This is a genomic window from Maridesulfovibrio zosterae DSM 11974, from assembly GCF_000425265.1.
Classification (GTDB): domain Bacteria; phylum Desulfobacterota; class Desulfovibrionia; order Desulfovibrionales; family Desulfovibrionaceae; genus Maridesulfovibrio; species Maridesulfovibrio zosterae.
Window position 1 is genome coordinate 487,329 of sequence record NZ_KE384342.1, and the last position, 14,365, is coordinate 501,693.

The 14,365-nt window shown below is 38.9% G+C and carries 15 protein-coding genes; 8 read left to right on the forward strand and 7 right to left on the reverse strand.

What is annotated here, in order from left to right; genetic code table 11:
* Positions 1–20 precede the first annotated feature (20 nt).
* From H589_RS0113790 to H589_RS0113800, 3 genes are all read left to right on the forward strand, one after another.
* The gene (locus H589_RS0113790) at positions 21–1,529 is read left to right on the forward strand and encodes an alkaline phosphatase (protein ID WP_027722571.1); all 1,509 of its coding nucleotides are present in this window, start codon (positions 21–23) and stop codon (positions 1,527–1,529) included.
* A 105-nt stretch (positions 1,530–1,634) separates the two neighbouring features.
* The gene (locus H589_RS0113795) at positions 1,635–2,771 is read left to right on the forward strand and encodes a YibE/F family protein (protein WP_027722572.1); all 1,137 of its coding nucleotides are present in this window, start codon (positions 1,635–1,637) and stop codon (positions 2,769–2,771) included.
* 78 nt (positions 2,772–2,849) lie between these two features.
* Positions 2,850–3,524: an HAD family acid phosphatase gene (locus H589_RS0113800; RefSeq protein ID WP_027722573.1), complete on the forward strand. Its 675-nt coding sequence runs from the start codon at positions 2,850–2,852 to the stop codon at positions 3,522–3,524.
* 75 nt (positions 3,525–3,599) lie between these two features.
* Here the strand turns inward: H589_RS0113800 and H589_RS0113805 are convergent, their stop codons facing one another.
* The 3 genes from H589_RS0113805 to H589_RS0113815 all read right to left on the reverse strand — a co-directional run bounded on the left by H589_RS0113805 (position 3,600) and on the right by H589_RS0113815 (position 5,717).
* The gene (locus H589_RS0113805) at positions 3,600–4,511 is read right to left on the reverse strand and encodes an NAD(P)/FAD-dependent oxidoreductase (RefSeq protein ID WP_027722574.1); all 912 of its coding nucleotides are present in this window, start codon (positions 4,509–4,511) and stop codon (positions 3,600–3,602) included.
* A 113-nt stretch (positions 4,512–4,624) separates the two neighbouring features.
* Positions 4,625–5,386 carry an HD domain-containing protein gene (locus H589_RS0113810; RefSeq protein ID WP_027722575.1) on the reverse strand — a complete coding sequence of 254 codons (762 nt, stop codon included), beginning with the start codon at positions 5,384–5,386 and terminating at the stop codon, positions 4,625–4,627.
* A 4-nt stretch (positions 5,387–5,390) separates the two neighbouring features.
* Positions 5,391–5,717 carry a hypothetical protein gene (locus tag H589_RS0113815; protein ID WP_027722576.1) on the reverse strand — a complete coding sequence of 109 codons (327 nt, stop codon included), beginning with the start codon at positions 5,715–5,717 and terminating at the stop codon, positions 5,391–5,393.
* A gap of 162 nt (positions 5,718–5,879) precedes the next feature.
* Here H589_RS0113815 and H589_RS0113820 point away from each other — a divergent pair, with 162 nt between their 5' ends.
* From H589_RS0113820 to H589_RS0113830, 3 genes are all read left to right on the forward strand, one after another.
* A complete protein-coding gene (locus H589_RS0113820; RefSeq protein WP_027722577.1) occupies positions 5,880–6,290 on the forward strand; it encodes a response regulator in 411 nt (136 codons plus the stop codon).
* A 96-nt stretch (positions 6,291–6,386) separates the two neighbouring features.
* Entirely contained in the window at positions 6,387–7,313 is a 927-nt protein-coding gene (locus H589_RS0113825) for a Tim44 domain-containing protein (RefSeq protein WP_027722578.1), read from the forward strand.
* Positions 7,314–7,480: 167 nt separating this feature from the next.
* A complete protein-coding gene (locus tag H589_RS0113830; RefSeq protein WP_027722579.1) occupies positions 7,481–7,786 on the forward strand; it encodes an Hpt domain-containing protein in 306 nt (101 codons plus the stop codon).
* 8 nt (positions 7,787–7,794) lie between these two features.
* On the opposite strand, the gene H589_RS0113835 is transcribed toward H589_RS0113830, so the two are convergent.
* Positions 7,795–8,940, reverse strand: coding sequence for a cyclic di-GMP phosphodiesterase (locus tag H589_RS0113835; RefSeq protein ID WP_027722580.1), 1,146 nt, complete (start codon positions 8,938–8,940; stop codon positions 7,795–7,797).
* Positions 8,941–9,375: 435 nt separating this feature from the next.
* Between H589_RS0113835 and H589_RS0113840 the strand changes: the two genes are divergently transcribed.
* Both H589_RS0113840 and H589_RS0113845 read left to right on the forward strand, forming a co-directional pair.
* Positions 9,376–10,317 (forward strand): MerR family transcriptional regulator, encoded by a 942-nt coding sequence (locus H589_RS0113840; protein ID WP_027722581.1) that lies wholly within the window; start codon positions 9,376–9,378, stop codon positions 10,315–10,317.
* A gap of 99 nt (positions 10,318–10,416) precedes the next feature.
* Positions 10,417–10,845 carry a hypothetical protein gene (locus H589_RS0113845; protein ID WP_027722582.1) on the forward strand — a complete coding sequence of 143 codons (429 nt, stop codon included), beginning with the start codon at positions 10,417–10,419 and terminating at the stop codon, positions 10,843–10,845.
* Positions 10,846–10,848: 3 nt separating this feature from the next.
* On the opposite strand, the gene H589_RS0113850 is transcribed toward H589_RS0113845, so the two are convergent.
* From H589_RS0113850 to H589_RS0113860, 3 genes are all read right to left on the reverse strand, one after another.
* Positions 10,849–11,214 (reverse strand): PqqD family protein, encoded by a 366-nt coding sequence (locus tag H589_RS0113850; protein ID WP_245577158.1) that lies wholly within the window; start codon positions 11,212–11,214, stop codon positions 10,849–10,851.
* Between the two features lie 46 nt (positions 11,215–11,260).
* Positions 11,261–12,154 (reverse strand): hypothetical protein, encoded by an 894-nt coding sequence (locus tag H589_RS0113855; RefSeq protein ID WP_027722584.1) that lies wholly within the window; start codon positions 12,152–12,154, stop codon positions 11,261–11,263.
* Positions 12,155–12,362: 208 nt separating this feature from the next.
* Entirely contained in the window at positions 12,363–14,324 is a 1,962-nt protein-coding gene (locus tag H589_RS0113860) for an OPT family oligopeptide transporter (RefSeq protein ID WP_027722585.1), read from the reverse strand.
* Positions 14,325–14,365 lie beyond the last annotated feature (41 nt).

Below are 14,365 nucleotides of genomic sequence, written 5' to 3' on the forward strand. Positions count from 1 at the left end.
TTAATACTCAGGAGAAAATGATGAGAATGTCCACTAAGAAAATGGCGTTGTTTTTAATCTGTGTCATGCTTATGGCGGCAGTCCCTGCTCAGGCTAAGGATAAGACCGTTCGCGTTTACAAGGGAAAGCCGGCAAAGTATGTTTTTCTGTTTATCGGGGATGGCATGGGGATTCCTCAAAAAGGAGCTACAGAAGCTTTTACTGGTGAGAAGCTGGTTATGAATACATTTCCTGCACAGGGAATGACAACAACCTATGCCGCTGATAGATTTATTACCGGTTCTGCTGCTGCAGCAACTGCTATTGCAAGTGGACAGAAAACCAATATCGGTATGCTTGGTATGTCTCCAAGTCAGAGAGATATTAAATCTGTAGCGGAACTGGCTAGAGACAGTGGTAAAAAAGTAGGTATTGTTTCAAGTGTTTCTATTGACCATGCAACGCCCGCTGCTTTTTATGCCCATGTTCCTACACGCGGACAGTATTATGATATTGATGTAGCTCTGTCAGAAAGTAACTTTGATTTTTTTGCAGGTGGAGGTCTTAAAGACATCACCAATAAGAAAAAGAACTCTAAAAATTTTAAGGGTAATGCTCTCGATCTGATCAAGAAAGCCGGATATAAAGTTGTTATTGATAAAGATGAATTTTTGGCACTCAAGCCTTCTGCGGGTAAAGTAATTGCATGGAACTCATGGCTTCAGGATGCTAAAGCTCTTCCTTATGCAATGGACATGCGGCCTCAAGATATAACTCTTCCTGAATTTACTGAAAAAGCAATTGAAATGCTCGACAATTCAAAAGGTTTTTTCCTTATGGTTGAAGGTGGTAAAATTGACTGGGCTTGTCATGCCAACGATGCTGCTGCGTTTATTCGCAATACCATTTCTTTCGATAATTCCATCGCTAAAGCTGTTGAGTTTGCTAAAAAGCATCCTAAAGAAACCCTTATTGTTGTAACTGGCGACCATGAATGTGGTGGTCTTACTCTCGGCTTTGCAGGAACTAAGTATGGCTCATATTATAGTGCATTACATCCTCAGGATATTTCCTTTCAGAAGTTTTCTGATGAAGTTGTAAAGCTCTGGAAAGAAGAACATGGTGATAAGGTTTCATTTGAAGATTTTGAACCTACAATTACTCATTTCTTCGGTCTAGAATTTTCCGGAGATTATAAAAAGAACCCTATGGTTGTTAAAGAGTATCAGCTTGCAATGCTCAAAGATGCTTATAACCGTACTATGAAAGGCGAGAAGAAATTTAAAGATCCTGAACTTTATAACCTCTATGGTGATTACGATCCTTTGACTGTTACTATTACTCATGTTCTTGATAATAATGCAGGACTTGGCTGGACATCTTTCAAACACACAGGTGTGCCGATTGCTACTTCTGCAATGGGAGTAGGAGCATCCTCTTTTAATGGCTACTACGATAATACTGATATCGCATACAAGATTATGTCTGTAATGGGTATGACACCTAAAATTCATGCTCAAAATGACAGTGTGAAAGTAGCTGCTAAATAAATTGGCAGGACAGATACAAATTATAAAGCGGGGCACTCTTGTAGTGTCCCGCTTTTGGTTCTCTGCATAAATATTTTATGACTTTCTTACCCCCCCCATATGAGTATGTTTAGAATAATAAATAATAGAGAATTTCTACTGGTTGCAATTTTTGCTGTACTTACAGCAATATTATATTTCATCCCCACTGATTTTGATAAGCGGATTTCGGAGAATGCTGTACATGGTAAGGCTGAGGTCCTTAATGTTGATAATTCAGATATTCATCAGTTCGGAATAGTTAAAACCGGACCACAGGGTGTTACTTTGAAAATGATGGAGGGCAAATTCAAGGGACAGGTGTTCAAAGGTACTAATGAACTTTTGGGCCAGATGGATAAGGATAAAATTTTTAAAACCGGTGATGAGGCTTTGACCGTGCTTTCACTCGATTCCGATGGGAATGTTCTTTTTGTTAATCCGCAAGATCATTATCGTATTGGTTTGGAAGTTACCTTGCTGTTACTTTTTGCTTTCCTTCTGATTCTTTTTGGTGGATGGACAGGAGCCAAGGCACTATTTTCATTTATGTTCACGGCATTAGTTTTGTGGAAGTTGCTTATCCCTGCATTTTTGGACGGCATTGATCCTGTGTGGTTGACTCTTGCTGTTGTCGCCGGACTTTGCGCAGTGATAATTTTTATGGTTGCAGGTTTTACCAGAAAAGGTCTTGTAGCCTTTTTAGGCTCTTTTCTGGGAGTCTTCACCAGTTGCATGCTGGCAATTTATTTTACTGGTCAGCTACATCTACACGGGGCCGTAATGCCTTTTGCCGAAACTTTATTATATTCAGGTTTCGGCCATCTTGATTTAACTAAAATTTATGTCGCAGCTGTTTTTCTAGCTTGTTCTGGAGCAGTTATGGATCTCGCCATGGATGTTGCTGCCAGTATGGATGAAGTTATTATGGCTAATCCTGATATCTCCCGTATGGAAGCTTTAGCCTCAGGTATCCGCGTTGGTCGTGCTGTTGTTGGAACCATGACAACAACATTGTTGCTGGCATATTCCGGGGGATTCATAACTTTGCTTATGGCGTTTATGGCACAGGGAGTTCCTCTTATGAATACATTTAACTTTGTGTACGTTTCTGCTGAGATTCTCAAAACTTTAGTTGGTAGTTTTGGTCTGGTCACTGTTGCTCCTTTTACTGCTCTCGCTGGAGCTTTCCTTTTTATGAAAAAAACACCGAGCTCTGTTTAAGGGGCTTGTCGTGCTTAAGTTTATTATGATAATTCCGATTTGAATCGGTGAAATCAGATCCGGTTAAGGAGTATCATTTTGAAAATACGTTTTTTATTTGTTTTAACTTTTATTTGTCTTGCCGGATGTATTTCTAATAAAGGGCAGTATGCGAAAGCTCTTGAACGCATGGTCTCTTTACCGGAAGCCAGGGCAAGGATTGTAGCGTATTATGAAAGCCGTCAGTATGATAAAGATGTAGCTGCTAAGGCTGAAACGGTAGTTAAGGCTGTTAAAAATGCTTTAAGCAGTAATGTTAAATATCCTGCGGTGGTAATGGTCGTGGAAGACGTGCTGCTGTCTACATACAAGGCACGTAAAATACAGGGGTTTTCAGATAATGATTCAGCGCGCAAGAGTCTTGAATCTAATGTTATTTTAAGTGTTTTACCTGCGGTTAAGCCGTCTGTTGATTTGTTTGAGTTTCTTTTATTACACAATATTCCAGTATTTCTTATTTCACACAGATCTGAAAGTTTTCGTGTCTCAGTTATGGAAAATCTCTCTAAGGCAGGTTTTTCAGGATGGAAGAGTCTATACATGTATCCTCCACATTATCCAGCCGATTTGAATTATTACGAGGAGGTTCGAAAAGGACTCCATAAGACTGGATTCAATGTTATTGCCACTGTGGGGATACTGCCTGTTGATGTAGACGGAGAATTTAGCGGGAAATTTGTTATTTATCCAAACTACTTGTATTCAAATCATTAATACTAAATAAATTAAAAGTAAAAAAACGGCTTAACTTGAAAGTTAAGCCGTTTTTTTACTTTTTGTATGAATTACTTATATCTTACGGACATATTTTGCTGCGCTGAGTCCTGCAACACATCCTTCTCCCACGGCTTTAGCCATCTGTAGTGGGGGACCGCAGATGTCTCCGGCAGCAAATATACCGGGGATGTTGGTGCGTTGCTGTTTATCCGTTGTGATAAACTTCATGGTGTCATCCAGCTGTATGCCAAGTTCGGCTGCAAGAGACATAACTCCTCTTGCTCCTAGCTCAACAAAAACACCCGTAACGTTAAGTGTCTCACCATTGTCGAGGACCAGTCCTGTGACACTGTTTTCGCCAGTTATTTCTTTTACCTCTATTCCTTCATGGATAATGATATTTTCTTTTTTTAATCTTTCCACGAGCTCTGAGGCAAAATTGATTTTTTTTGTGACAAGATGAATTTTCGATGCAAGGTGACTCAGGTGTAAAGCGCCACCTGCCGCCGCACTTTCACCTCCCACGATGGCGACCTCTTCATCTCTGAAAAAGTTGCCATCACATTCAATGCAGTAACTTACACCTTTTCCAAACAGGTCTTTTTCTCCGGGAACACCAAGTTTATTACGGGTTGTTCCTGTGCAGATTATGATTGCTTTTGTTTTGAATGTTCTGGTTTCAGTCTCGACGGTATACCTGTTTCCATCAGGGGACATAAGATCAGGTGGTGAAATTTTGAGAACATCTTCATTAAAGAATATTGCTCCAAAGTTCTCCGCTTGCAGCTGTCCTGTTTTAAGGATTTGTTCACCGGATATTTCAAGTGTGCAGCAGAAGTTCTCAATATGAGCCCACCAGAGGCTGCTTTTGTCATTTTTCCCGAGAATTAGAACTTTAAGACCTTTTCGAGCAGAATGAATTGCTGCTTGCAGTCCAGCAGGTCCTACCCCTAGTATAATAATATCATAGTTAGTTTCGGTCATTTCCTGATATCCGTTAATGTGTTGGCTTGGGCTAAAGATCAGCTTCATATAGAAGTTAAGCTCTAATCATGAATCGACAAGACTCATTAGGAGGTATTATTCCATAAAAAGTTCTAAGAGTTAAGCTGTTCTATGATTGGATTGTAAAGAGCTAGAATCCTGTCGTTTTTAGGAAGTTGTTCGAATATTTTATCAAGGTAGCTGCGGTTTATCATTTCCTGTCTGGACCATTTAAAGTTGAGATCATATGCCCAGCTAAGTATGAGTAGCCTGAAATCATTGACACATTTCATATCTACATAAGCAGCCTGATGTTTTTCTTCTACTGCTTTAATAACCGGTTCAGTTATCTGATCTGGAATTTCAGGTAGCCCCATTAGAGCAACCATGCTGTGTGGTTTTATATTTTCCATATGTGATAGAAGTATTTTTAAAATATCTATCTTGTCCGAATCTCTGACAACTTGGGCGGCTATTTTAATTTTATAGGGGGTAAAAACAGGGATTTCATTGCGGTTATGTAGAACTATGGCTCCAAGAATTATTTTCAATCTTTCTTTTTTCAGTGCACTCAGCAGATCGTTTTTCAATATACATCTGACACCTAATATTGCATGATTGCAGGAATCGGAATCTTTGAATGTACCATACTGTTGAAGTTGTGGAAATCTTCCAGTGTCATGAAAAAGAGCAGCAATTTGGATTGTTTTTGAAAAAATATGGTCAAGGTCTAATGAATCACAAATTTTTTGACTATTCTTAAAAACATTAAAAGAATGATCAAGTTTTAGCTTAAAATCTTTTTCCATGCTGTCTGGTGCATTTTCAAGATATGGTGCAGTGAATTGACTGAATATTTTTTTAAAATCTTCCATCTGATTAATGTAATATTCTTTTTTTCTTAAATGTGTAATCTACTTCGGATATCTTTCCGGTTTTAAACTCTTCTTCAAGATCGTGCAAAGCTTTATCACGCATTTCTACAGCTTCACGGTCTAGATCTAAATCGCGAAATTTACCATTAGGCCCGAATAAGAAGCGAAGGAATATTATAATAACACCGAGGATTGCAGCAACAAAAAGCATTTTCAGTGCTGAGGCCCAGAAGTCACCATAACCCGGCCCAAAAGGCCAGTGGTCCCAGTGTGGGTTGCTTTCATATTTGCCTACTATGAATGAAGATATGGAATTAATTGTTTCAATCATTTTTATTTCCTGTTTATAGTTTGGGAATTAATACCTCTCATTTCAACTCTTCGCAAGTAATTACGGGTGGATGTAAAGACACGATATTCTTGCCAGAATGTAATGTCTGTGATGTAATTTAATAATATTTGAAATTTACGAGTTAAATTTATGGGGCTGAGTATGAAAATTCTTATTGTTGAAGACGAGCTTGCCAGTAGAAAGTATATGTCTCATGTCATGGAAAGTTATGGGGAATGTGTTCTGGCTGAAAATGGCTTGGAAGCCGTGGCCGCTTTTAAAGAAGCTCTTGAGTCAAATTCATTTTTTGACCTTGTTTGTATGGATGTTATGATGCCTGAAATGGATGGGCTTGAAGCCTTGAAAAAAATTCGTGCGCTTGAAAGGTTGTATGGGATAGAGCCTAGATTTGAGGTACGGGTTATGATGACATCAGCTCTCGGCGATCCAACAAATGTGATCGAAGCCTACTATAAAGGCGGTGCAACTGTTTATCTGACCAAACCGATGGATATTTCAAAGATCCATGAAACAATGGTTGAGCTTGGTTTTTCGAAACAAAGCACAGAATAATATCCGGTTTTACTGGACAGGTATCGATTACGTTATTATTTAAAGAACTGTGGCTTCCGGCTGCAGTTTTTAAATTTTAAGCATATGAGGTATTAGATGAGATTACTCGGGTATTTGGTTCTTCCGCTGACTATTTTTTGTCTGCTTGCTGTAACGGCAGGTGATGCTGATGCAAGACTTGGTGGCGGCAAATCCTTTGGCAGCAAATCATCTTTTTCGCGCAGTTTTAAAAAACCGACATCATTTTCATCCAATCAGAAGCAGGCGACTGGAACAAATACGCAGAGGGGCGGGGTTGCCCGTCCAGGTATGGGGATTCTCGGGGGACTGCTTGCTGGGACATTTTTAGGTTCTATGTTTGGCGGATTCGGTGGAATGGGCGGAGGATTTTTTAATATATTGATTATAGGATTGCTGGTCTATCTTGGGTTTAAATTTTTCAGGTCCCGCAGTGGTGGTTCTGATCAAATGTATCAGCAAGGAAATTATCAACGGGGACCGACTACGTCCGGTTCAAATATGAACAGTGATCCATATGCTAGGCGTGAGCAGAACGCTCAAAATGCATGGAGTCACCTTTCATCATCTCCTTCAGAAAATACATCCGCAGATGCATCATCTCAGCAGAGTGGGCCGGTAATTAGTACTCCTGCAGGGTTCGATGAAGCTGATTTTCTGGAAGGATCTAAGGCTGTATATACAAGGCTGCAGAAGTCTTGGGATAAACGAGATATGGATGATATTTCCCTGTTTGCAACTTCAGCTGTTTTAAATGAGATTAAACAGCAGGCCATGGAAGATCCTGGTCCTTCACAAACAGATGTTATGTTGGTTAATGCAAGACTGCTTGAGGCTAAGGAGGAGGGGACTAAGATCGTTGCCACCGTTTATTATGATGTCCTTTTGCGTGAAGATCCGGCACAGTCGCAACCTTCTCAGGTTCGTGAGGTGTGGCATTTTGTAAAAGAATCAGGCAGTGATTCAATGTGGAAACTTGATGGAATTCAGCAACTTGAAGATTAATAGATAATCAATCCAAGTGTTTTTTTACAGGCATTGTTTTCAAAACAATGCCTGTTTTATTTTGTGATAGATGAAAATATTAGTTGTACACAGAAGTGTTATGGTATTTATTAGATAGGGGTTTAAAAATAGTTATGATCAGGTAGATTTTATGTTTGGGGGAAACAATGTCAGAAAGGATAATTGAGGAGGTTAGTATAGGACTTGAACCTCTTATAACTAAGTTTATGGAGCACACAGCGAATGAAGTAGCTGCTCTAGAAAAAATGGTTGTCAGTGGTAATATGGCCGAAGCTCTTCGTATGGGGCATAATATTAAAGGTTCTGCTTTAAATTATGGGTTTTCTCTTTTAGCAGAAATAGGGCGCAATATTGAAATCTCGGCAGGTAATGAGGATATGGCACAACTCGAATTATTGCTTGTTGATTTAAAAAAGTATCTTAAAAATGTTGAAATTGTTTTTGGGGCGTAATTGCTTATCTATCTTAGGAATCTACTCAGTTCCAGCTTAAATGTTTTAGGATGGATGCATTCAATTATTTCTAAACTTTTTCCGCTATTCTTGCTGGAATGACTGGCCAAATCCACAAATTCAGGATGAATTGCCCTGAATCTGCTATTAAAAACAACTTTGACTTGTGGCAGGAGAGGTGCTTTTGGGGTGTTACTGACAACGACTCCATAGCGTTTATCTGAAAGCTTAACAAAGCATCCTACCGGATATATTCCAATGCATTTAATAAAATTTTCCAGATAACGCGGATGAAAAGATGTATCTGTCATTGTGTAGAGGTGTTTGATAGCCATATTGGGTGTCAGTGCTTCTCTATAAGGGCGGTCAGATGTCATGGCATCATATGAATCGCAAATAGAAAGAATCCGGGCATATTTAGAAATATTATTTCCAGAGAGTCCATGAGGATATCCTGAACCGTCATATTTCTCATGATGCTGTATTACTGCTTTTAGGATATTTTCCGGAATTTCTTTTTGGTCTGTCAGATATTCGAATCCACTTTGAGGATGTTTTTTTATCTTGGCAAATTCATTAATAGAAAGCTTGCCGTTTTTTTTGAATAAATCTTCATTCATCCATACTTGTCCAGCATTCATAAGAATGGCAGATATCGAAAGTTCTTTTATTTCTTCACGGCATAAGCCCATATGGCGACCAAGAATTGCGCTTAAAATAGCTGTGTTTAGACTGTGGGTGAATAGATAGCGGTCTGTCCGTGCCAAAACTGTAAGACTGGCTGTTACGCTATTATTTCTTTCGATTGAGTCGAGCAGGGGATCTATTTTCTCTCCATACTTTTCTATTTGAATCTGTCCTTTGTTCTTAATTATGTCGTAAATATCGTGAATACAAATCAAAGCATCATTATATGCTTTGCGGGCAAATAGAATTTCTTCAGAATAAGAAGTTTTTGGGAATTGAGGCTGGCAAGAACTTTTTGATGAGTCTATGAGAACTTCTTTTATGCTCAGTTTTAGAATAGCCGAGATATTTTCTTTGGATGATATATAGTTGTTGGAAATATTTGTAGGCAGATTTGGAAAACCTGTTGCAGAACAAACAACATACATGCCTACACTAAGATTTTCTGTTTTAATTTTTTCTAACATCTTCCAACTCTTACTCATGCAGTTAGTCTGTTAAATCTTAAATAATATTAATACAAATCTTACTATAGTAAATACACTTACCCTGCATAAGTAAGCAAGAAAAAAGTGCGTATTCCACGATATGTGGATGTGGGAATTACTTCCGTCACTTTACGCATTCAATTTTTTATTTAGGCGACTCAGTTCGCAGATTTTAGTAAATTTAGATTCTATTTTTAATTACCCTCCGTCAGTGTTTTGTCTTCCTATTTATATAATAGTCACCATTTTAGATTTGTCCATAAATGAAAAATTAATCCACTAAATAATTGTATAAAACTACTTGTTCAATTGATCAAATGTTTGCTTTGTTATTGTTCAAAATGTATTGACTCTATATTAATTAGGAGTTATAGTTTGTTCAAAATATAAATAAGCAACAACTGTGTAGGTGTTATGTCTAGTCAATATCTAAGTTTAAGAGAAATTGGTCGTAGGTTGGGGATACCTCCTTCGACTGTTGTATATTATAAAGATAAGTATTCTAAGTTTTTACCAGCTGTCGGTGATGGCGGTCGTAGGCAGAAGTATTCTGCAGAGGTTCTTGAAATTTTTAGGAGGATACGTGAAATGTACGGTTTAAACTGGTCAACTGAACAAATTGAAAATGAATTAACACTAAAATTCAGTATGTTAATTGATAATATTAAAAATGATCAACAATTGATTAATGATGCTGGTCTTGAGACTAATTCGGATATGCAGACCGTCATATGCGGATTATCTTCTGTGCTTGGGAAGGTTTCTGATCTGTTATCTAATCAATCTCTTTTTCAAGCGGAGATTCGCGATTTGCGTGAAGAGGTTTCAAGTCTGCGCAGTGAGAAGCGTAAACTTGCTGCAGATACTAATGAGCGTATTCTTGATATGGCAATGGAAATAGGTAAGCTTAAACGTGATCGGACTGAATTATATAATATGTTGCGAAACAGTGGCAATTCTTCAGGACCAGATGAATCTTCATTTCCTTCTGCAGCATATCTTGAACGGCCGTTGGTGATTATGAATTCTGAAGGAGAGTTTTTGGGGGTTGCTGGGAAAAGTCGTAATCATTTTTCATTGGAGGATTTTGTAAAGCTGCTTGAAAACAGTGTGCACTACCATCGTAGTGTAGATCTTTTGTGGCAGAAACAGGACGGACAGTGGATTCTTGTTATCACAGCCAGCGAAGAGGGTGATGATACACAGAAGAAAATTGTTCTTGTTACAGAGGAAAATATTACACCAAGTAAAAATACAGTTGTTCGTATTGTTAGTATGGATATTAACGCTAAAGCTGTTCCAGATACTCTTTTATTCAGTCTTTTCAAACAGATAAGAGAAAGCTTTGATCGCTAGTTTAGTTTTTGAAAAAATCTAGAAAAAGTCTTGATATATTGTGTAAATATAGTTATTTGTTTTCTTAATAGAAAAGTGGAGTAACCTAGGGAGGAAATTATGCCGCAGGTTGCAGCCAGAATTACTCATGATCACGAACAGTGGTTGAAGAATTATTTCAAGACAAAAAGCGCCGGTGCTGAATTTATTTTGCCGTGGGCTGTGGATATGTTTTTTAAGTCCATGCGTTCTGTCGCACAGGAACTAAGCGTAAGTGAGCTCAAAACTGTTCTTGAGGCATATCGTGGGATCAAGATTTTACCCAATCAATGCAAGAGTGCTTATCTTTTTCTGCGTATTGAAGAGGCTTGTGATGCCGAGGATGTGCATGTAGTGCACGGGGTAAGCCGAGCTAATCTTGAGGCTAAGCTTAGGCGGTTATCTGATGTTCAATCTACTGCCCTCATGATCTGGTCTTCAGCTTATTGGGTGAGCAAGGTTTGGAATGGTGTAAGTTTTGAAGAATATATAAAGCTTACATGCAGTTGATTTTTATTTAACTATTTTTTGTGATCTATTGCTTTTAAAACTAAAAGCAATAAGACCGCGTTTACCTAGATCTTTAAGAAATGAAGCCGTAGCAACTTCGGCTTCACGCGGAAGCACTTTATAGGTTTCAGCAAATTTGTTAGCTATTTTTTTTACACTTGTATTCCCATCTATCATTTCCCATACTAACGTCCCCATTTCATCCAGTTCCAGTTTTTTGGTCGGTGGGGAACCTTCTCTCCACATGCCGAAACGTTTAGCAACGTCTGCAAATAGAGGTTTCAAACGTAATGGATAGGATAATTGGATCAGTCCTTTTTCAGTGACTGATTCATCGATGTCCCTGTTTTTAATAGGTTTACAGGCCATAGCCTCACCTCTTGTCATTTCAGGGATTATTTTTTTCTTTTTTTTATTAAATAATCTCATAGTGCTCAAATATAGATTTAGCCCGATCTTCTTCCAGATGTTGCCTGGAACAGACCATTACTGCTAAAATACGATTGCTATCCTCTGTGTATCTGACTTCAATCTGTCCATATGGTTTTCTTTTGGAACTGATTTTAGATAGTGCAAGAATAGGTGTAGATGGTCTTTTTACCTGCCCGAACATGCAGGTTGCACCGGTTTCGTATTCAAGAGCAGCTATTGAAAGTCCAAGTTTAGTTATATCTTCTTTAAACAGTTCTTTGGAGAATGTATCTAATGATTGTTTTTTAAGGATAATATTAGCTGGGCTGAATCTGTATAGTGAAATACTTTCATTTTTGTCGGCTACACTGAGAATGAATTTTCCGGGTTTAAATTCAAATGATTCCAATTCATATGTGGATGGAAGAGTTGCTGCCATATCATACACATGCCAGGGGATCTCTGATTCCATATTATGAAATTTCAAAGTTTCAAAAAGTATGGTTGCTGCGTTATCAATATCTTCATCACATTTATTGATGAACTGTACGAGCATTATTCTTGAAGCTGAAGCTGAGTAAAACATGACTCCACGACCACTTGTTGTCTCAGACTGCCAGTAAAATGCTGTTGAGTTGTAGCCTGTTAGAGGTTTTTTCCATGAACTGGGAAGTACAGTTGATTCTACTTTGATACCTGATGAACTCTCTATTTTTTTAGCGAGTTGACGAAAATAGTTTTTTTCTTTGTATGTTTTACCTGCTTCATACCAGCGCATTTCAATACAAGGATGTTCCCCATTATCGAGCTGCAGAAATTTTTTATCTATTCCACTGATTTCAAAGTTAGACGGAATTTCAAAGCTGATACCGTCCCATCCTATATTTTTGCGATCCATTGTATATTCCTTGAGAGAGCAAAGCTTGAAAATTCTATCAAGCTTATTACTTATTTTAGTACAATCGTTGCCAGAAGTCGAAGTTCAGTTTGAGGTAGTTCGTTTATCCGTATAAAAATGCAGTTTCGTTTAAGTCGCACAGTATAATTACTTTCCAGCAATATCTTGCAATGGAAGGTCGTCAAAACACCATAACTCTAAAATAACGTCAATAGGCCATTTTGCCTAATGATTTTAAAATAAGGGTACATCCCATAGCAAACATTCCGGTAAGACCCATACCGCAAGAGAACCCGGCAAGCAATACCGGAGCGTACTGCCGCCACATTGTGCCATATTTTTTTTGGAAAAAATAACGCCCGATCAGTGCTCCTGAAACTTCAAGAATGAAACCGTGTGGAGTACTTTGGCCTAATCCTCTTACGACTCCATAAACAAGCAGTACAGGTAGGCCTAAGGTATTTAAAACTGCGTAGAGTACCAATCCAAGACTGATACCTCCCATGATAATAGGACCGCTTAGAGCTTGAAAAAACAGTGAGTTACCTTCAAGAGTTGACGTTTGCATAAGCAGAGTGTTCAATGCTTGTAAGTGCCATAATTCCTGTGCATAAGGATAATTTGAGGACGGAATTGGAGCTAGCTGCCAGATAAATTGTGAAAAAAGCAGACTGGTGATCATTACTACCGGAAAAACAACAAGCTCTGCCTTAATGATACCTCGAATTGATGTTCCGGTAAGTTCAATTTCACGAAAATGAACTGTTGCTTCTCCATAGTTATGGATTGGAATTGGTGCGTACCAGATTTCAATGCCCTGATATCCGAAGAATTTAGCTCCGGCAATGAAACTGGCTTCACGAACCAGAGGGAGACTTACAAACTGTCCGGCAATACCTTCCATACGTGCTGTAATATATGAAATTACAGGAGTATAAATAAATCCGTAGAGCAGAAAAAATATCCATGGAAAGTTAGGAACCAGCAATAAACTCATGCCTACATAGGCAAGAGTCGAGAAAACATAGATTCCAATTGAAACCCAGAAGTTAATGTCCCCACGCCCTTCGGGAGGTTCAAAAAGTTTGCTCCATGATTCTCTGTTTTTTGCATGTTCTCCATAAAAAGATTTTCCAACATACCAGATGCCGATGATACCGATGGCCAGTCCAAGACCTATTGAAAAGCTCATATAAAAGTCGAAGTTGTTGGCAAAGACGGTCTCAACCGTTTCCATGCCAGGATGCCAGCGGTGCAGAATTCCATGTTCATACAGTACAGGATTAGCTGTAAATGTGATTAAAACACCGATAAGTCCGCCGATCACTGCCCAGAAAGGTAAAACCATACCAACAAAGAACAGGCCAAGGTCAAACTGAATACCTGTTGCAACAGCTGGGAGAATTTTTTCCGTGTATGGAGTAAGTTCGACCCATGGTATAGGTATTAATCGTATAGGCTCGGTAAAAAGCAATCCTGAAACCGCCGGTAGCAGGATGTATATGGTCCCGAAAGCAAGACCTATTACTCCTCCAACAGAGAACACCCGCCATTTCCAGCTGGTTTCTTTTTCTTCTGTTGACTCTGCAAGAGCCATAGTACCGAGTGCTCCTACCGGAGCCATCGGAAATGGAAGTTTTTCTACATCAGACGTAATACGATAAAGCGCATATCCAAGACCAAAGTGGTCTATTCGCTGGATAATTTGTGCGCCGACCAGCAGTAGAATAGGAATGAGCCAGTCCCGATGAAAGAATGTTCTTTCAAGTAATGATTCAGAACCAGGTTGTGGTGCTACCCATGTAGGTATGAATTCTGTAAGCCCCAGCATTCTGGCAGCATCTGACTGTACCAGATATTGTTGCCACAAAAGTCCCGAGAAAGGAGAGGCTAATGCCGCACCTGCCATATAGTAAAGCAGGAAAATTTCCTGCTGTTTAAGCTCTGTGTAGGATCTCTTGGCTATTTCTGCAAAGAGAATAATAGTTACCCAGCGCGCAGCAGGACCAATACCCTGACCTATTACGAGTTGCAGGTACATACTGCCCGGCATCATCAGGAAGCCGATGAAAACAGCTCCGACTACTGTTTTCCAGTCAAAGCCTTCTTCAAATTTCGTCGGGGTTTTGATCAGATCCCGATATTCTTGTAATTCTTTATCGTCGTACATATTTGTGTTCCGGTGCAGTTGTTAACAATCGCTTTTGTATA

What these genes read in the sequence shown, in the direction of transcription:
- H589_RS0113805 (WP_027722574.1), bottom strand. Translation starts at nt 4,511, where the DNA reads ATGACCGAAACTAACTATGATATTATTATACTAGGGGTAGGACCTGCT.
- H589_RS0113855 (WP_027722584.1), bottom strand. Translation starts at nt 12,154, where the DNA reads ATGGATCGCAAAAATATAGGATGGGACGGTATCAGCTTTGAAATTCCG.
- H589_RS0113850 (WP_245577158.1), bottom strand. Translation starts at nt 11,214, where the DNA reads ATGGCCTGTAAACCTATTAAAAACAGGGACATCGATGAATCAGTCACT.
- H589_RS0113810 (WP_027722575.1), bottom strand. Translation starts at nt 5,386, where the DNA reads ATGGAAGATTTTAAAAAAATATTCAGTCAATTCACTGCACCATATCTT.
- H589_RS0113790 (WP_027722571.1), top strand. Translation starts at nt 21, where the DNA reads ATGAGAATGTCCACTAAGAAAATGGCGTTGTTTTTAATCTGTGTCATG.
- H589_RS0113795 (WP_027722572.1), top strand. Translation starts at nt 1,635, where the DNA reads ATGTTTAGAATAATAAATAATAGAGAATTTCTACTGGTTGCAATTTTT.
- H589_RS0113840 (WP_027722581.1), top strand. Translation starts at nt 9,376, where the DNA reads ATGTCTAGTCAATATCTAAGTTTAAGAGAAATTGGTCGTAGGTTGGGG.
- H589_RS0113825 (WP_027722578.1), top strand. Translation starts at nt 6,387, where the DNA reads ATGAGATTACTCGGGTATTTGGTTCTTCCGCTGACTATTTTTTGTCTG.
- H589_RS0113845 (WP_027722582.1), top strand. Translation starts at nt 10,417, where the DNA reads ATGCCGCAGGTTGCAGCCAGAATTACTCATGATCACGAACAGTGGTTG.
- H589_RS0113860 (WP_027722585.1), bottom strand. Translation starts at nt 14,324, where the DNA reads ATGTACGACGATAAAGAATTACAAGAATATCGGGATCTGATCAAAACC.
- H589_RS0113835 (WP_027722580.1), bottom strand. Translation starts at nt 8,940, where the DNA reads ATGTTAGAAAAAATTAAAACAGAAAATCTTAGTGTAGGCATGTATGTT.
- H589_RS0113830 (WP_027722579.1), top strand. Translation starts at nt 7,481, where the DNA reads ATGTCAGAAAGGATAATTGAGGAGGTTAGTATAGGACTTGAACCTCTT.
- H589_RS0113815 (WP_027722576.1), bottom strand. Translation starts at nt 5,717, where the DNA reads ATGATTGAAACAATTAATTCCATATCTTCATTCATAGTAGGCAAATAT.
- H589_RS0113820 (WP_027722577.1), top strand. Translation starts at nt 5,880, where the DNA reads ATGAAAATTCTTATTGTTGAAGACGAGCTTGCCAGTAGAAAGTATATG.